This is a genomic window from Levyella massiliensis, assembly GCF_000308275.2.
In the GTDB taxonomy this organism is placed as follows: domain Bacteria; phylum Bacillota; class Clostridia; order Tissierellales; family Peptoniphilaceae; genus Murdochiella; species Murdochiella massiliensis_A.
This window is the reverse complement of record NZ_HG529490.1, coordinates 574,259-588,639: the sequence shown is the minus strand read 5'-3', so window position 1 is coordinate 588,639 and position 14,381 is coordinate 574,259. Positions and strand designations below refer to the sequence as shown.

The 14,381-nt window shown below is 43.9% G+C and carries 13 protein-coding genes and 3 pseudogenes; all 16 read left to right on the top strand.

Features of this window, described 5'->3' with window-relative positions:
* Positions 1 to 274: 274 nt before the first annotated feature.
* A pseudogene (locus BN98_RS02755) lies at positions 275 to 628 on the top strand (ParA family protein); the annotation flags it as partial.
* A 4-nt stretch (positions 629 to 632) separates the two neighbouring features.
* Positions 633 to 1,115: pseudogene (locus BN98_RS08765) on the top strand (type IV secretory system conjugative DNA transfer family protein); the annotation flags it as partial.
* Positions 1,087 to 1,446: a hypothetical protein gene (locus BN98_RS02745; protein ID WP_019189856.1), complete on the top strand. Its 360-nt coding sequence runs from the start codon at positions 1,087 to 1,089 to the stop codon at positions 1,444 to 1,446. The pseudogene BN98_RS08765 and the gene BN98_RS02745, both read left to right, overlap by 29 nt.
* A 59-nt stretch (positions 1,447 to 1,505) precedes the next feature.
* Complete coding sequence (locus tag BN98_RS02740) at positions 1,506 to 2,342, top strand: VirB6/TrbL-like conjugal transfer protein, CD1112 family (protein WP_019189857.1); 837 nt, start codon at positions 1,506 to 1,508, stop codon at positions 2,340 to 2,342.
* A 176-nt stretch (positions 2,343 to 2,518) separates the two neighbouring features.
* Positions 2,519 to 2,884: a PrgI family protein gene (locus BN98_RS02735; RefSeq protein ID WP_040942515.1), complete on the top strand. Its 366-nt coding sequence runs from the start codon at positions 2,519 to 2,521 to the stop codon at positions 2,882 to 2,884.
* Positions 2,877 to 5,216 carry a VirB4-like conjugal transfer ATPase, CD1110 family gene (locus BN98_RS02730; RefSeq protein ID WP_019189859.1) on the top strand — a complete coding sequence of 780 codons (2,340 nt, stop codon included), beginning with the start codon at positions 2,877 to 2,879 and terminating at the stop codon, positions 5,214 to 5,216. The genes BN98_RS02735 and BN98_RS02730 overlap by 8 nt, the downstream gene beginning before the upstream one ends.
* A gap of 34 nt (positions 5,217 to 5,250) precedes the next feature.
* Complete coding sequence (locus BN98_RS02725) at positions 5,251 to 5,850, top strand: class B sortase (protein ID WP_019189860.1); 600 nt, start codon at positions 5,251 to 5,253, stop codon at positions 5,848 to 5,850.
* 90 nt (positions 5,851 to 5,940) lie between these two features.
* Positions 5,941 to 6,075, top strand: coding sequence for a sortase family protein (locus BN98_RS08565; RefSeq protein ID WP_019189861.1), 135 nt, complete (start codon positions 5,941 to 5,943; stop codon positions 6,073 to 6,075).
* Between the two features lie 30 nt (positions 6,076 to 6,105).
* Entirely contained in the window at positions 6,106 to 7,620 is a 1,515-nt protein-coding gene (locus tag BN98_RS08455) for a CHAP domain-containing protein (RefSeq protein ID WP_338045853.1), read from the top strand.
* Positions 7,620 to 8,066: pseudogene (locus BN98_RS08685) on the top strand (CHAP domain-containing protein); the annotation flags it as partial. The gene BN98_RS08455 and the pseudogene BN98_RS08685, both read left to right, overlap by 1 nt.
* Positions 8,067 to 8,150: 84 nt before the next feature.
* The gene (locus BN98_RS02715; RefSeq protein ID WP_019189862.1) at positions 8,151 to 8,678 is read left to right on the top strand and encodes a recombinase family protein; all 528 of its coding nucleotides are present in this window, start codon (positions 8,151 to 8,153) and stop codon (positions 8,676 to 8,678) included.
* A 586-nt stretch (positions 8,679 to 9,264) separates the two neighbouring features.
* Positions 9,265 to 10,239 (top strand): nucleotidyltransferase family protein, encoded by a 975-nt coding sequence (locus tag BN98_RS02710; protein WP_019189864.1) that lies wholly within the window; start codon positions 9,265 to 9,267, stop codon positions 10,237 to 10,239.
* On the top strand, positions 10,232 to 11,926 hold the full coding sequence (locus BN98_RS02705) for an alpha/beta hydrolase family protein (protein WP_019189865.1): 1,695 nt from the start codon (positions 10,232 to 10,234) through the stop codon (positions 11,924 to 11,926). The genes BN98_RS02710 and BN98_RS02705 overlap by 8 nt, the downstream gene beginning before the upstream one ends.
* A gap of 88 nt (positions 11,927 to 12,014) precedes the next feature.
* Positions 12,015 to 12,776, top strand: coding sequence for an ABC transporter ATP-binding protein (locus BN98_RS02700; protein WP_019189866.1), 762 nt, complete (start codon positions 12,015 to 12,017; stop codon positions 12,774 to 12,776).
* A gap of 14 nt (positions 12,777 to 12,790) precedes the next feature.
* The gene (locus BN98_RS08735) at positions 12,791 to 13,555 is read left to right on the top strand and encodes an ABC transporter permease (RefSeq protein WP_019189867.1); all 765 of its coding nucleotides are present in this window, start codon (positions 12,791 to 12,793) and stop codon (positions 13,553 to 13,555) included.
* A 37-nt stretch (positions 13,556 to 13,592) separates the two neighbouring features.
* Positions 13,593 to 14,372 (top strand): ABC transporter permease, encoded by a 780-nt coding sequence (locus BN98_RS02690; RefSeq protein ID WP_019189868.1) that lies wholly within the window; start codon positions 13,593 to 13,595, stop codon positions 14,370 to 14,372.
* The last annotated feature ends 9 nt before the right edge of the window (positions 14,373 to 14,381 follow it).

The following is a 14,381-nucleotide window of genomic DNA, read 5'->3' as shown; positions in this document are numbered from 1 at the left end:
TGATGAGCCGAGCAGCATGTACGCTCCTGCGATAATCCAGTGCTGTAAATGTTGGATTGCTACCGACATGGCGATGACAAGTCTGAGGATAATGATATTTCCCTATGGGGCTGGCGGAGAACCCGGCAGAGGTGAGACTCCTATGAGACCATGAAGCACATGGTCGCCTGATGACTTCCTGTAGCGCAGAGGGCGTTGAGAACAAATACTGCGCTTTTACATGATCCAGAGCTTAGCTTAATGGGTCGTGAATTCCAAGAAAGGAGGAAAACGCATGGAAAACTATAAAGTTATCGCTATCACGAACCAGAAAGGCGGCGTAGGCAAAACGACTACTACAGTTAATCTCGGCGTGGGCCTTGCAAACACCGGTAATAAGGTTTTGCTGATTGACGCTGACCCGCAAGGGAGCCTCACGGTGAGTCTCGGTGTGAAGAGCCCAGACGAGTTGGATGTGTCGCTATCTACGCTCATGCAATCGGTCATAGAAGATGAAGAGCCTCCCGGCAACGCGATCATCGCTCACAATGAAGGCGTTGATTTGCTTCCTTCTAATATCGAACTGTCCGGCATGGAAACGGGCTTGTTCAATGTTATGAGCCGTGAGTACGTTCTGAAATCCTGTATCGAGGTTCCTTTATCTCGGCGGTAACGAGCAGTCTACCCACGAATATGTCTCCAAGCTGTTTGGCAAGGAGACCATCGACACGAACACTTACGGTCGATCTCGCGGGAGAAACGGAAGCTACTCTACCAACTACCAGCTCACAGGGCGTGAGCTTATGACACCTGACGAAGTGCGTATGCTGGACAATCAGTACGCGCTTCTTTTTATACGCGGTGAGCGCCCCGTACAGGATTTTAAGTATGACATTCTTCATCATCCCAATGTGCGGGAAACCACCGATGGCGGAGCACCAGCGTATACGCACGGTGAAGACACCAGAAGCATTGCGGCAATGTCCTTTGTGTTTGATCCGATGGAAGTCGAAAAGGCGCAGAAGTTTGAACCGCAGCTACACGAGTTTGAGCTCTACTCCGAAGAAGAGCTCCAAGAAAAATTTGAAAAAAAGGAGAAAGAAAAACATGAAAAACATGAAAAACATCAATCGTAAGAACAACACTCAGAAGCCGGAGATTCCCAGCAAGGTAAAGAAGGGCTTCCGCTTCTATGCTGCGGCGGTCCTGTCTCTTGCCCTGGTTATGGGCATGAGCGTTACTGCCTTCGCAGCCGGTGACCCGATCACGGTTGTCAACAACCTGTCCGATTTCATCTTTGGCCTGATCCGCGCGGTTGGCCTCATCCTTCTCGGTTGGGGTATTGTGCAGGTCGGCCTCAGCTTCCAGAGCCACGATCCGAGCCAGCGTTCCAACGGCTTCCTGACTCTGGCGGGTGGCGTCATTATCACCTTCGCAAAGGAAATCCTCAACCTGATCGTGGGCTGATCCGGTTTCCCGAAAAAGGGGCGGTCAGCAATGACCGCCCCGGATTGGAGGTGTAACGAATGTCGGATAACTGGATTGTACAAAATCTCGAAAATGCCCTTGAGGTATGGAACGATAAGTTGTCTGAGATCTGGCAACTGATCACACAGTCACCGCAGACATTCAAAGGTGGCTCTATTTGGTCAGTCATTACCAGTATCCACGGAGCCTTGCAAGCCATCGGATACGCACTGTTGGTGCTGTTTTTTGTGGTGGGCGTTGTAAAGACCTGTGGATCGTTCGCTGACCTGAAAAAGCCTGAACACGCTGTAAAACTGTTCGTCCGTTTCGCTATCGCCAAAGGACTGATCTCGTATGGCATGGAACTCATGCTGGCGATCCTTGAAATCATACAAGGCGTTGTAAGCACGATTATGAACTCTGCCGGTTTTGGCACTCCACAGGCGACGATCCTGCCACAGGAGATTGTGGATGCAGTCGAGGATTGCGGGTTCTTTGAGTCCATTCCTCTCTGGGCGGTAACGCTTATCGGAGGACTGTTCGTTTGGGTACTCTCATTTGTGATGATCCTGAGCGTCTATGGACGGTTCTTCAAGATGTATATGTACACGGCAATCGCGCCAGTCCCGCTTTCCACCTTTGCCGGTGAACCCACCCAGAACATCGGCAAGAGCTTTCTGAAAAGCTATGCCTCGGTATGTATGGAGGGAGCAATCATTGTTCTTGCCTGTATCATCTTCTCTGTCTTTGCGTCAAGCCCGCCTGTTGTGGACGCGAGTGCAACCGCAGCGTCAATGGTCTGGAGCTATATCGGTGAGTTGATCTTCAATATGCTGATCCTCGTCGGTGCCGTAAAGATGGCTGACCGTCTCGTTAAAGAGATGATGGGAATCTGAGGCAGTTATGGCAAAGAGAATCTTGAATAAGTGGCCGGGTTATACCGTGGCGGACTGAGATTGCAAGTATTGTCTCTATTACGGCGGCAGGAAGAACCGAGAAGTGAACTGCCTTGCAGATGAGTGCGTCTGCAAGGCGGAGCTTCAGGAAGCTGCCCGTCGGGAAAGGAAAGAATATGGAAGTAAAAATCAATAGAGAGATTCGGAACTATACCGAGTCAATGTTCTTCGGACTGTCCTTCAGACAGTTCGTTTTTTCTTTGCTGGCTGTTGGTGTTGCTATCGTGCTGTACTTTGCGCTCAAGCCCCACGTCGGAACGGAAACCGTTTCCTGGGTGTGCATCCTCGGTGCGGCTCCTTTCGCCGCAATGGGATTTATCTCCTATAACGGAATGACGGCAGAGCAATTTGTATGGGCGTGGCTGCGGTCAGAGATGATTGAGCCGAAGCAGATCAAGTTTGAGCCGGTGAATATCTACTACGAGGCGTTGAAGGACACCATCGACGCCAAGGAAAAGGAGGTCTACAAAGGCAATGATTAAAAGCATCAAAACAATCCTGTCTCAGGATAAAGAGAAGTTCGTGGTGCCGAAGAAAGTGCAGGATTTGATCCCGATCAAGTGCATCTGGCCTGACGGTATCTTTAAGGTTGGAAACAAGTTTTCCAAGACCTACAAGTTCAGCGATATCAACTATATGGTGGCAAGCCGAGAGGATAAGGAAAGTATGTTCCTGACCTACTCTGAGCTCCTGAACAGTCTGGATAGCGGCGCAACCACGAAGATCACAATCAACAACCACAGACTGAACAAGGCGGATTTTGAGGACTTCATTCTCATGCCGATGAAGCGTGACGGGCTGGACGGTTACCGCATGGAGTACAACAATATGCTCCTGGATAAGGCAACCGGAGCCAACGGCATCACACAGGAAAAGTATGTGACCATCTCCGTGAGCAAGAAGGACATTGAGGAAGCGCGAGCATATTTCGCCAGAGTCGGTGCGGATCTGACGACCCATTTCACGGGGCTCGGTTCCAAGTGCGTTGCGCTCAATGCGGTACAGAGACTGCGTATCCTTCATGACTTCTACCGCCCCGGCGATGAGACTGCCTTCGAGATGAACATCAATAAGAAGGCAAGAATGGGTCACGACTTCCGTGATTATATCTGCCCGGATAGCGTGGAGCGTAGCGCAGACCACATCAAGCTCGGAGAAAAGTTCGCAAGAGTTCTGTTCCTCAAAGATTACGCAAGCTATATCAAGGACAGTATGCTCTCCGAGCTTACCGAGTTGAACCGGAATCTGATGTTGTCCATCGACGTGATCCCTATCCCTACGGATGAAGCGGTACGCGAGGTCGAGAACAGACTGCTGGGCGTTGAAACCAATATCACCAACTGGCAGCGCAAGCAGAATCAGAATAACAATTTCAGTGCCGTCGTTCCGTATGATATGGAGCTCCAGCGCAAGGAGTCCAAGGAGTTCCTGGACGATCTGACGACCCGAGACCAGAGCATGATGTTTGCCGTTGTGACGATGGTGATCACGGCAGATACCAAGGAGCAGCTCGACCTGGACACCGAGACAATCCTCTCTACTGCGAGAAAGCACATGTGCCAGATGGCCACGCTGAAGTTCCAGCAGACGGACGGACTGAACACGGTTCTTCCGATTGGCGTCAGAAAGATCAACACGTTCAGAACCCTTACCACCGAGAGCCTCGCGGTTCTGATGCCGTTCAAGGTACAGGAGATCATGGATCAGGGTGGTATCTATTTCGGTGAGAACGCGATTTCACACAATCTCATCATGTGCAACAAGGCAAACCTCCTGAACCAGTCAGCGTTTCTGCTGGGCGTTCCGGGCTCAGGCAAGAGCTTTTCTGCCAAAAAGCTGATTACCTTCCTCATGCTGAACACCGATGATGATATTCTCATCTGCGACCCTGAAGGCGAGTATGCGCCACTGGTGGAAGCGATGGGCAATCTCGGATCGGTTATCAGGGTTTCTGCCGGAGGCAGGGACAGACTGAACGCCATGTATATGGTTGACGGCTACGGTGAAAACAACCCTATCGTGGTGAAGTCTGAATTCATCATGTCGCTGATCGAGCAGATCGACAAGAAGGGCGTTGGCCCTCAGCATAAGTCCATCATTGACCGCTGCATTACCAATGTCTATCGCAATGCCGCAGAGGACGGAACTGTTCCGACGCTCTGTACGCTGCGTGATATGCTCCGGGAGCAGCCTGAACCGGAGGCAAAGCAGATCGCTTTGTCTCTTGAACTTTATACCACCGGTTCGCTGGATATCTTCGGCAAGCAGAGCAATGTCGATCTGGACAAGCGCATTGTGGTGTTCGACATTCACGGCCTCGGCTCTCAGCTCAAGCCCACCGGCCTGCTGGTTATCACCGATACCATGCTGAACCGCGTGACACTGAACTGGAAGAAAGGCAAGCGCACCCATGTCTTTATCGACGAGTTCCATGTGGTGTTTGAGAATGAGTTCTCGGCTCAGTTCTTCAACTCCGCATGGCGTCAGTTCCGTAAGCGTAATGCTTATCCGACTGCGATTACGCAGAACGTGGAGTACCTGCTTGATTCCGTTCAGGCCAGCACGATGCTCTCAAACTCTGAGTTTGTTATCATGCTGAACCAGGCAGCGTCCGACCGCGAGAAGCTCGCGCGGCTTCTCAACATTTCCAATGAGCAGATGAGCTATATCACCAATGCCGACGCTGGCTGCGGTTTGATTAAGTACGGATCGGCTCTCGTTCCGTTCATCAATCAGTTCCCGCATGATACCAAGCTCTATCAGCTTATGACCACGCGCCCCGGCGAGGGCGAATTTGCAAGAGGACAGGATTAACCCTGTCCTCAATCTTTTATGGAGGTAATTTGAAATGAAAGTAAAAAAGATTATCGGCATCTCCGCGATTGTACTTCTCTGCGCGATTGCGGTTTTCGCTGGCGTTGTGTTTGTCCACCAGTACCGCGACGCCAAAAACAGCGTCGAGAAATTCGACGATCTGAAGGACCTCATCGTTGATGTTGACACGAGCATCCTGGACAAGGAACCTGTCAATACCAGCGACACGGATGACGTTGATCAGAGTGATCCGGATGATACCACGGTAGATGAGCCCAAATTATCGGAAGCAGATCTTGCCAACGAGAAATACAAGGCTCTCTTCGAGAAGAACAACGACTTTGTTGGCTGGATCTGCATTGATGGCACGAACATCAATTATCCCGTCATGTGGACGCCGAATAGCCCTGACTACTATCTGAAGCACAGTTTCGAGAAGGAATACAGCGATTACGGAGTTCCGTATATCGACGAAGCCTGCGTGATGGGCGAAAGCAACAACTATGTCATTTACGGTCATCACATGAAGAACGAAACCATGTTCCACGATCTCTGCAACTATGCCAGCAAAGAATTCTACGATGAACATCCGACCATCAAGTTTGATACCCTGTTCGGCTTTGGAGAGTATTAGATTGTTGCGGTATTCCGCTTTGATACGAACAACGATACCTTCCGATACAACCAGTACACGTCGATGGATGAGGAACAGTTCAACACTTTCATGCAGAAGGTTCATGCCCGTCAGCTATACGACACCGGCGTGGACGCCAAGTACGGAGATAAGCTGATTACGCTTTCCACCTGTGAGTACACCTATACGAACGGTCGATTCGTGATAGTTGCTAAGAAGGTTTGATTCTGCTATTTGAGTAAGGAGGCGATAGCTATGAGCAGGATTAAGACAAGAGAAAGCGTGAAGGATATCAAGGTAATTGACAAAGCAGCTGTTGCCTCCGAGCGTATGAAGACGGCGCTGGTCAGATCAAAGGATCAGTTTGAAAATCTGATGGACGATGGACAGGTCACGCCGTCTGAATATGCGGAGGATAAGATCCGTTATGCTGCGGAAGATGTTGCAGATCGTCTCGGTCATGATGTGTCAGCCGAGACGAAAAAAACTGTCAACAAAGGCAAAGAAGCGTATCGGAAACATCGTGAGGAGAAGCGGATCGAAAAGAATGAGGAGCGGGTCAAGCGCTATGAAGAGCGCTTTCGCAGAGAAGAACAAGCTCGCTACGAGTATACTTCTTCTCACGAGTCCCATCCCCGTCAATCGACCACTCACAGCTCAGAGCCGCAGGGACCTTCGCAGATACAGAGTGAGCCCGCATCCAAACGTCAAGCGGTATCGCAAAAGCAAAACAGTGTTCGGCAGAGGAAGAATGCCTACCAGCAGAACACCATAAGAGAAACAGCCTCCACCGGTGGTGATGTTCGGAAGAACGCTTTACGCGGAAAGCGAAACCAGACCATCAAAACAGCGGAGCGGACGGAACACACGATTAAGCAGTCCGCCCGTTCTGCAGGAAGGAAGACTGTGAAGACCGGTGCAAAAGGCACGGTTAAGTCTTCAGAGAAGGCAATTAAGACAGCGGAGAAGATCTCCAAAGCGGCCATTAAAACGGCTGAGAAAACCGCCAAGGCAACTCAAAAAGCTGCTCAGGCGACCGCCAAGGCCGCACAGAAGGCTGCTGAGATGGCGAGACAGGCTGCGATTGCGGCATACAAAGCTGCGGTGGCGGCAGCGAAAGCGATTGCCGCCGCGATCAAAGCGATTGCGGCAGCCATCAAAGAACTGATCGCGGCCATTGCCGCCGGTGGTTGGGTGGCGGTCGTTGTGATTATCGTTATCTGCTTGATCGGCCTTATCGTAGCATCCTGTTTTGGAATCTTCTTCTCTTCTGAGGATACCGGCTCTACGCAGACCATGCAGCAGGTCGTACAGGAGATCAACTTGGACTATCAGAACAAGCTTGACGATATCAAGAACTCCAACACCTACGACGAACTTGAAATGTCAGGCTCCCGCGCAGTCTGGCCGGAGGTCCTTTCCATCTACGCTGTAAAGACCACCAACGATCCAGATAACCCGCAGGAAGTGGCGTCTATGACTGATGAAAAGAAACAGCTTCTGAAGGATATCTTCTGGGATATGAATGAGATTTCTTATGAAACCGAGGAAAAGACAGAAACGGTCATAGTTGAAACAGATGATGGAGAAGGCAACATCATAGAAGAGGAAGTCGAAGAGACAACAGTTTATCTGTATATCACCGTAAGTCACAAGTCCGTAGAAGAAATGATGGAACAGTACGGTTTCACCGAGGAACAAAAAGCCCAGGTTGCAGAGCTGCTCGCACAGGACAGTAGTATGTGGGCATCTGTTCTCTACGGAATTTAGGAACAGACGATCAGATTGTTGCGGTTGCGCTGTCTCAGCTTGGCAATGTGGGTGGCGAGCCTTACTGGAGCTGGTACGGTTTCGGCTCTCGTGTTGAGTGGTGTGCCTGCTTTGTCTCATGGTGCGCTGATCAGTGCGGGTATATCGAGACTGGTGTTATTCCCAAATACGCGGGCTGTGTTAACGGCGTCAACTGGTTCAAAGATCGTGGCCAGTGGGCAGATAACGATATCGAACCGGCACCCGGTATGATTATCTTCTTCGATTGGGATAACAAGGACAGTTCCGGCCCGCAGGACGGCGAATCCGATCATACCGGAATCGTTGAACGGGTTGAGGACGGCATTGTTTACACCGTCGAAGGAAACTCTGGCGATAGCTGCCGCGAGAACCATTATGCTGTAGGCTACTATGAAATCCTGGGTTACGGGGTTCCAGAATATTAAAGATGTAAGTGCCATCCGTGAGGGTGGCACTTACATAAAAAAGTGGCTGATATTGATTTTGTTGTGTTGAGAAAGGAGAAAAGAATGGAAAGCGCGAGGACATATGGATATATTCGTGTCTCGTCACGAGACCAAAATGAAGCTCGGCAGGTTATTGCACTTCAACAATTTGGCATCGCGGATAAACAGATTTATATCGACAAGCAAAGTGGGAAAGACTTTGATCGACCAAAGTATAAAAAGCTGATTAGAAAGCTCAAAGAAGGAGATCTCGTGGTCATTAAAAGTATTGATCGATTAGGGCGGAATTATGAGGAGATACTAAATCAGTGGGGTGTAATTACTAAGTCAATCAAGGCCAATATTCTCGTTTTAGACATGCCACTTCTTGATACCAGGAAGAAAAGCAACGATTTGACCGGAACATTTATAGCAGACTTGGTATTGCAAATTTTATCTTATGTGGCGCAAACAGAAAGGGAATCAATAAAGCAACGTCAAGCAGAGGGGATTGCGGCTGCAAAGAAAAATGGTACTTGCTTTGGCAGAAGGCCATTAACACTACCGGAAAACTTTACAAATGTCTGCGATGAATGCAGGGGGGCACCTTGACAATAAGACAGGCAGCGCAAAAGTTATCTATGTCCACGACAACTTTTTATCGGAAGTATATAGAACAAGAAAAAATGTGTGCAGATAATTGAGCCTTAAAAAAACATTATGAGACATCTTTATAAATCTGTACTCTCGGAGAAAATTTTTTGTTCCAGAAGGTAGATTTTTTGGAACAACTGTGATATAATATCAAAAGGACGCAATAAGGGGGGGTGATTTATGATGCCGATAATTATGTGTTCAGACAAAACTGAGTGGGTTGAAGTGAGTGACAAAGAGACCAACCAACAAGTGAAAATGGTCGAAGAGAAATAAAAAGTTTATGGGAACATAACGATTATTGCACAAGAAGGCTCGTCTCATTCATCCGGCTTAAAATGGATGGGTGAGATGAGCCTTTTGCTACAATTCCTCATCCAATAGTGGAAGATACTCTAATAAGGTGTTAGCTTTAAAGTCGGGAACATGGAGAGAGTGATTTTATCCGACGCTACCACTGGCATTATACCGCTAAGCTATTAATATTATCATCGACATGTACAAGTATAATAATACTTTTGTTTAAATGAGAGATGTGATAGATATGGAACATACAGATAATAAGTCAAATATCCTTTTAGTTGAGAAAAGAATAATAAAAGATGTACTGCGCGTTAATGAAGGCATGACTATAGGGATGTCTAATTTAGAGGATATATTTAACTTTCGACTTGCGGGGATGACGCTCTATCTTTATGATTATTCAATTTTAAGTTTAGAGCAGAATTTAAGCGAGATTCTGAGAAAAATTTGGAGAATAAATGAGGAAAGGAATCGAACCTTACTCCAAGAAATTATAAATATCGACTCATTTTTAGCGGAAAAAGAAGTACAGCATATATGGATAAAGGGAATTCGAGATATTATTTTTGAAAAAGATTCGCTTGGAATGCGAAAAATGATTGATGCTGATTTGTTAGTAAGTAAGCAGATTGATATTAAAACAATATTGAATGAATATGGTTTAAAGCAAGGCAATGTAACAAGAAGTGGTGAAATTTTTTATCCTAAAAATGAAGAAGAAATTGTGCTTGCTGAACGTGGTCATTATGAATATGTGCCATTTGTAAAAAAGCTTTTCATTAGAGACTGTGAACCGGTTGGGCTACACGATAATGTTATGAGACGATTTAGACTGTTTAAATACAAAAATCAGTATTACACAGATTTTGTGCTGGATGTTCATCATGCGTTGACCAATGGACTTGCATTTTCAGAGGGGTTAAAGAGTGGATATCTTCCGACTATGAGTGAGATGGATGATCTATGGTACTGTATGAATAAAAGCTATTATGAGGTCATAAGAGGACAAAAGAGAGATTTACAGATTGTTTTAACAACAATGGAAAAGTACAGAAGAAGCAGGTTTGATATTTCGGACATATCATATAGATTCAAAAATGTTGCTTCGAGTTTATATAACGAAAACGTTTTTTCAGCATATCGCGGTCTTTTGGATGGAGACAGTGCAGTTTTAAATGCACTAATCGAAAGATTAAGGGGAGAAAAAAATGGGTAAAGGAATAATAACATCTTTTGCAATTAATGAGGATGGATTGTTCTGGGCAGTAGAGAGAGACAACATTAGTCGAGTGTATGTGAAATTTCACGGGCAAAAAACGGAAAAAATGTTGTTGGAAAGGCAAGGAAAAATAAACGTATTAATTGCTGATAATGATAATCTTTATTTCTGTTTAAGCAAAATAAGGTCAAGGTTTTATTATAAAGCGTACAGATATGATCTTAAAACAGGAAACTGTGATATGCTAATTGATGAGGCAAAGAAACAATTAAATGAATTTATTGTTTGTAGCCAAGATGGAGATGTATTTCTAACTACTAATCAATGGGACGTAAAGAATAATGAAATAGCTTGCGTTGGTATACAGGATTGTCTGATTACAAGACTTGCAGCAAAAAAGAATGGATTATTATTACTCATGGATGTGCATAAAAACAAGAAAAATTATTGCTACACAAATATGCATTCAAATTCTTGCTCTGACATTTTTGTGTATACACCCGTAACTGGTCATATACAAATAAATTCTAAAGACAAGAAATCCATCAACTATGGAGCCAAATTTTTGGATGCAGAAAGAATACTTTATATTACCAATGAAGGATTTGATAGGCAAGGCTTAAATATGTGTTCGCTAAACGGAGAATCAGAATTAGTTTATTCTGATCAGGACGGAGAGGTTGACGACTACTGTATTGACGAAAAAGGAGGGGTAGTTTATATAAAGATAACCTGTGGCGTAAAAGATTACATATTAAGTCATAATATAGATACAAAGAAAAGTCATTCGATTAAGTTACCCGAAGGGGCAACTGTCGTTGAAAAAATGCTCACTTATAAAGGATATCTATATATTATTGCTGAATCAGAGAATATAAGGCCAACAATTTATAGGTATTACGAAGGATGTTGGGAAGAGATTGTTTCTTGTGACTTCTATACAAAAGGATATTACGGAGATGCTATCACCATAAAAACCTTAAACAATTATAAAATGGAGGTACTGGTCTATAAGACTCCAACCGCTAAAATAGGGAGTACAATTTGGCTCCACGGAGGACCCAATGCTGCTAATAGACGAAAATATAATCAGTTGTTTTCCTTCTTTCTGAGAAGTGGTTTTGACGTTATAGCGCCGAATTATATAGGTAGTACATGCTATGGAAGAGAATATATGGAGGGTTTTGCAAGTAACGGTAAATGTGGCTATGAAATGATCCTTCAACAGATTAAGGAACTTATCGAGTGGGGCAAACATAAAAATCTATTTGAAAAAAATATAGTAATATGCGGCGAAAGCTTTGGCGGATATCTAAGCCTTCGTATGGTCGAGTATGATTTGTCGGATATAATACTATATATTAATTTGTTTGGACCGACAAAAATTAACAACATTTTGGACAGGTTTCCTGAGTATATGACGACAATGCCGAGAAAAACATTTGGGGGAAAATGTGAAGAACCAGATGTGATAGATTTGATAAAGAACGCACAGCGGGCAACCATCCTGATAATAAGCGGAAGTGAAGATGCTGTGAATAATGTAGATGTGATATATAATGAACCCAATATAAGCCATGTCTGCATTAAGAATTGTGGGCACGGATGTTCTGACGCAAATAGTTATTATGAGGTTGAAGAAGCAATAAAAAAATTATTATACCAAACTAAAGAGAGCAAGTGAAGTTGCAATCATAGTGATACAAACGTACATAATCATAGTGATACAAAAGGTAAATATGTTATTTAGGGTTATTGGGAAAGGAAAAAAGATGATAAATCATAATAGGAAAAACGCGATTGAATTACGAGGAATAGGTAGAAATTATGAAGTTGGCAGGAAGGTCATTAAAGCAGTAGATGATGTAAGCTTTGAGGTAAAAGAGCAGGAAGTGTTTGCATTGCTTGGCCCAAATGGCGCAGGCAAATCGACAATAATCAAAATTCTGACGACTCTATTAGCTCCTTCCTATGGAGAAGCTAAAGTGTTAGGTTTTGACTGTTACAAGGAAAGAAAAAAAGTACGCAAGGAAATTAACTTTGTTTTTGGAGGAGAAGCGGGACTGTATTGGAGATTGACGGGTCGAGAGAATCTTCAATTCTTTTCTGATTTATATAAGATTCCTTATAAAATCTCAAAAAATCGAATTGAAGAGTTACTAGAGACGGTTGGGTTAAATGAAAGTGCTGATCAAAGGGTTGAGCAATACTCTAAAGGTATGAAGCAAAGACTGCTGATAGCACGCGGCTTGGTTAATTCTCCCAAAATACTGTTTTTAGACGAGCCCACTATTGGCCTTGATCCTATAGGCGCAGCGCTTTTAAGGGAACTAATTCGTAATTTAAATAAGCAAGGAACTACAATAATGATAACAACTCATTACATGGAAGATGTTGAAATTTTATGCGACAGAATGGCGTTTATCAATAATGGCAGACTAGTAGATATCGGGAGTAAAGAAGAATTGAAATCAAGACACTTAGCAGAGGGATCAAGTATAGAAGAGTTGTACATAAAAATATTAAAAAGATAAAAAGGAGAAAAGCATTGAAAGCTCTGTTATCAATAAGTGCATATAGCATAAAACAATGCATAGAAAGATCAGCATATAAATACACAATTCTTGTTCAACCGATTCTTTTCGCTACCCTTTTTTACCTAATAAACCGCGCGAGTGGATATGGACTGTCATCTTTGGCGATTATATTGAGAAGTGGAATGATCTCACTTTGGAGTTCAGTATGTTTTTCAAGCCTGTGTGATCTACAAAGAGAAAGAGATGGGAGGACACTAGCGTCTCTATTAGGAACCCCCACAAGTCTATTTAATATAATTCTTGGCAAAGTAATCCCTAACACAATAACGGGATTAACAGGCTTTCTAGTTAGCACTTTAACAGTTTTGCTGTTGTCAAGAGAGATGACAGTCGACTGCACCGTGCCAGAGATCCTTTTTTGTGTGTCTATATTATTATTTTCATATATTCTTACCGCAATGTTTATCATACCTATTTTTTCAATTTATGATAATGCTCGGTTGCTAATTAATTGCATTGAATACCCTATTTTTATGATTACAGGAATGGCTTTTCCAATCACTTATCTGCCGAAATATGCACAGTTTCTTGGTCGGATTTTGCCTATGACATGGGGTATAAAGATCGTTAATAATACAATTATTGATAGATCTGGGTTACATAGGGAGGATTTACTCACCTATGCATTAATTGCACTTTTTTATATCGTTATCGACATTATGATGTTTAAATGGGTGGAGTACAAGATACGAAATGAAGCTCAGATTAGGATATGAAGCGTACACTAAGAGCAAAGGAGCGGCGTGAAACGAAATGATAAAAAGAATCTTTCGCGATAGTTATTATAGCTATAAGGCGTTATTTAGTTATTACGGCGTGGTCCCCTACTTTTTGTATAAAATAATTAACTCTTTTTTTCAAATAGCTTTTTTCTCATTGTTTGCTATTTCATTGTTTGGTAAAGAGAATGCAACTAATTGGATTGTAGGAAATGCATTTATGCTCAGTTCCTGCAATTCATTGTTTGGCATTGGTGTCAATGCAACATACGAAAGAATATTTGGAACATTAAAATATACAATAACAGGTTCAACGGATATTTTTTCAAGGTACTGCTCACAAGTTATAATGCATTTAGTTGACGGGTTATTTAATATAATGCTTGGAGTAATGTACGGCGCTGTGTGTTTTGGAGTAAATATCAGTATTTTTGAAAGTCTTAGATTGTTATTAGTTGCATTTGTATCAATGCTCTCAATTTCTGGCTTCTCGCTTTTCTTGGGTAATATAGGCCTTTTGATACGAGATATGACATCTGTGCTCAATTTTGTAAATATGTTCATAATGATATGTGCAGGAGTCAACTATCCTATCGAAACGCTGCCAAAACTGCTGAAGACGATCGGAAGAGTTCTTCCGCTTTCTGGTGGTATTGAAGCTGCGCGTGCAGTAATAAACCAACAAACAGAGGGGGTGCCCATTATGCTGTTTCGAGAATTCTCTGTATGTTTGTTTTATGTTGCACTTGCAATTATAATATATAAACTAATTGAAAATAGTGCGATAAAAAATGGGAAAATAGATTTGATGTAAAATAGGGGA

Excerpts from the sequence above, each read along its gene's own strand:
- BN98_RS02745 (WP_019189856.1), top strand. The coding sequence starts at position 1,087 with ATGAAAAACATGAAAAACATCAATCGTAAGAACAACACTCAGAAGCCG.
- BN98_RS02740 (WP_019189857.1), top strand. The coding sequence starts at position 1,506 with ATGTCGGATAACTGGATTGTACAAAATCTCGAAAATGCCCTTGAGGTA.
- BN98_RS02735 (WP_040942515.1), top strand. The coding sequence starts at position 2,519 with ATGGAAGTAAAAATCAATAGAGAGATTCGGAACTATACCGAGTCAATG.
- BN98_RS02730 (WP_019189859.1), top strand. The coding sequence starts at position 2,877 with ATGATTAAAAGCATCAAAACAATCCTGTCTCAGGATAAAGAGAAGTTC.
- BN98_RS02725 (WP_019189860.1), top strand. The coding sequence starts at position 5,251 with ATGAAAGTAAAAAAGATTATCGGCATCTCCGCGATTGTACTTCTCTGC.
- BN98_RS08565 (WP_019189861.1), top strand. The coding sequence starts at position 5,941 with ATGCAGAAGGTTCATGCCCGTCAGCTATACGACACCGGCGTGGACGCC.
- BN98_RS08455 (WP_338045853.1), top strand. The coding sequence starts at position 6,106 with ATGAGCAGGATTAAGACAAGAGAAAGCGTGAAGGATATCAAGGTAATT.
- BN98_RS02715 (WP_019189862.1), top strand. The coding sequence starts at position 8,151 with ATGGAAAGCGCGAGGACATATGGATATATTCGTGTCTCGTCACGAGAC.
- BN98_RS02710 (WP_019189864.1), top strand. The coding sequence starts at position 9,265 with ATGGAACATACAGATAATAAGTCAAATATCCTTTTAGTTGAGAAAAGA.
- BN98_RS02705 (WP_019189865.1), top strand. The coding sequence starts at position 10,232 with ATGGGTAAAGGAATAATAACATCTTTTGCAATTAATGAGGATGGATTG.
- BN98_RS02700 (WP_019189866.1), top strand. The coding sequence starts at position 12,015 with ATGATAAATCATAATAGGAAAAACGCGATTGAATTACGAGGAATAGGT.
- BN98_RS02690 (WP_019189868.1), top strand. The coding sequence starts at position 13,593 with ATGATAAAAAGAATCTTTCGCGATAGTTATTATAGCTATAAGGCGTTA.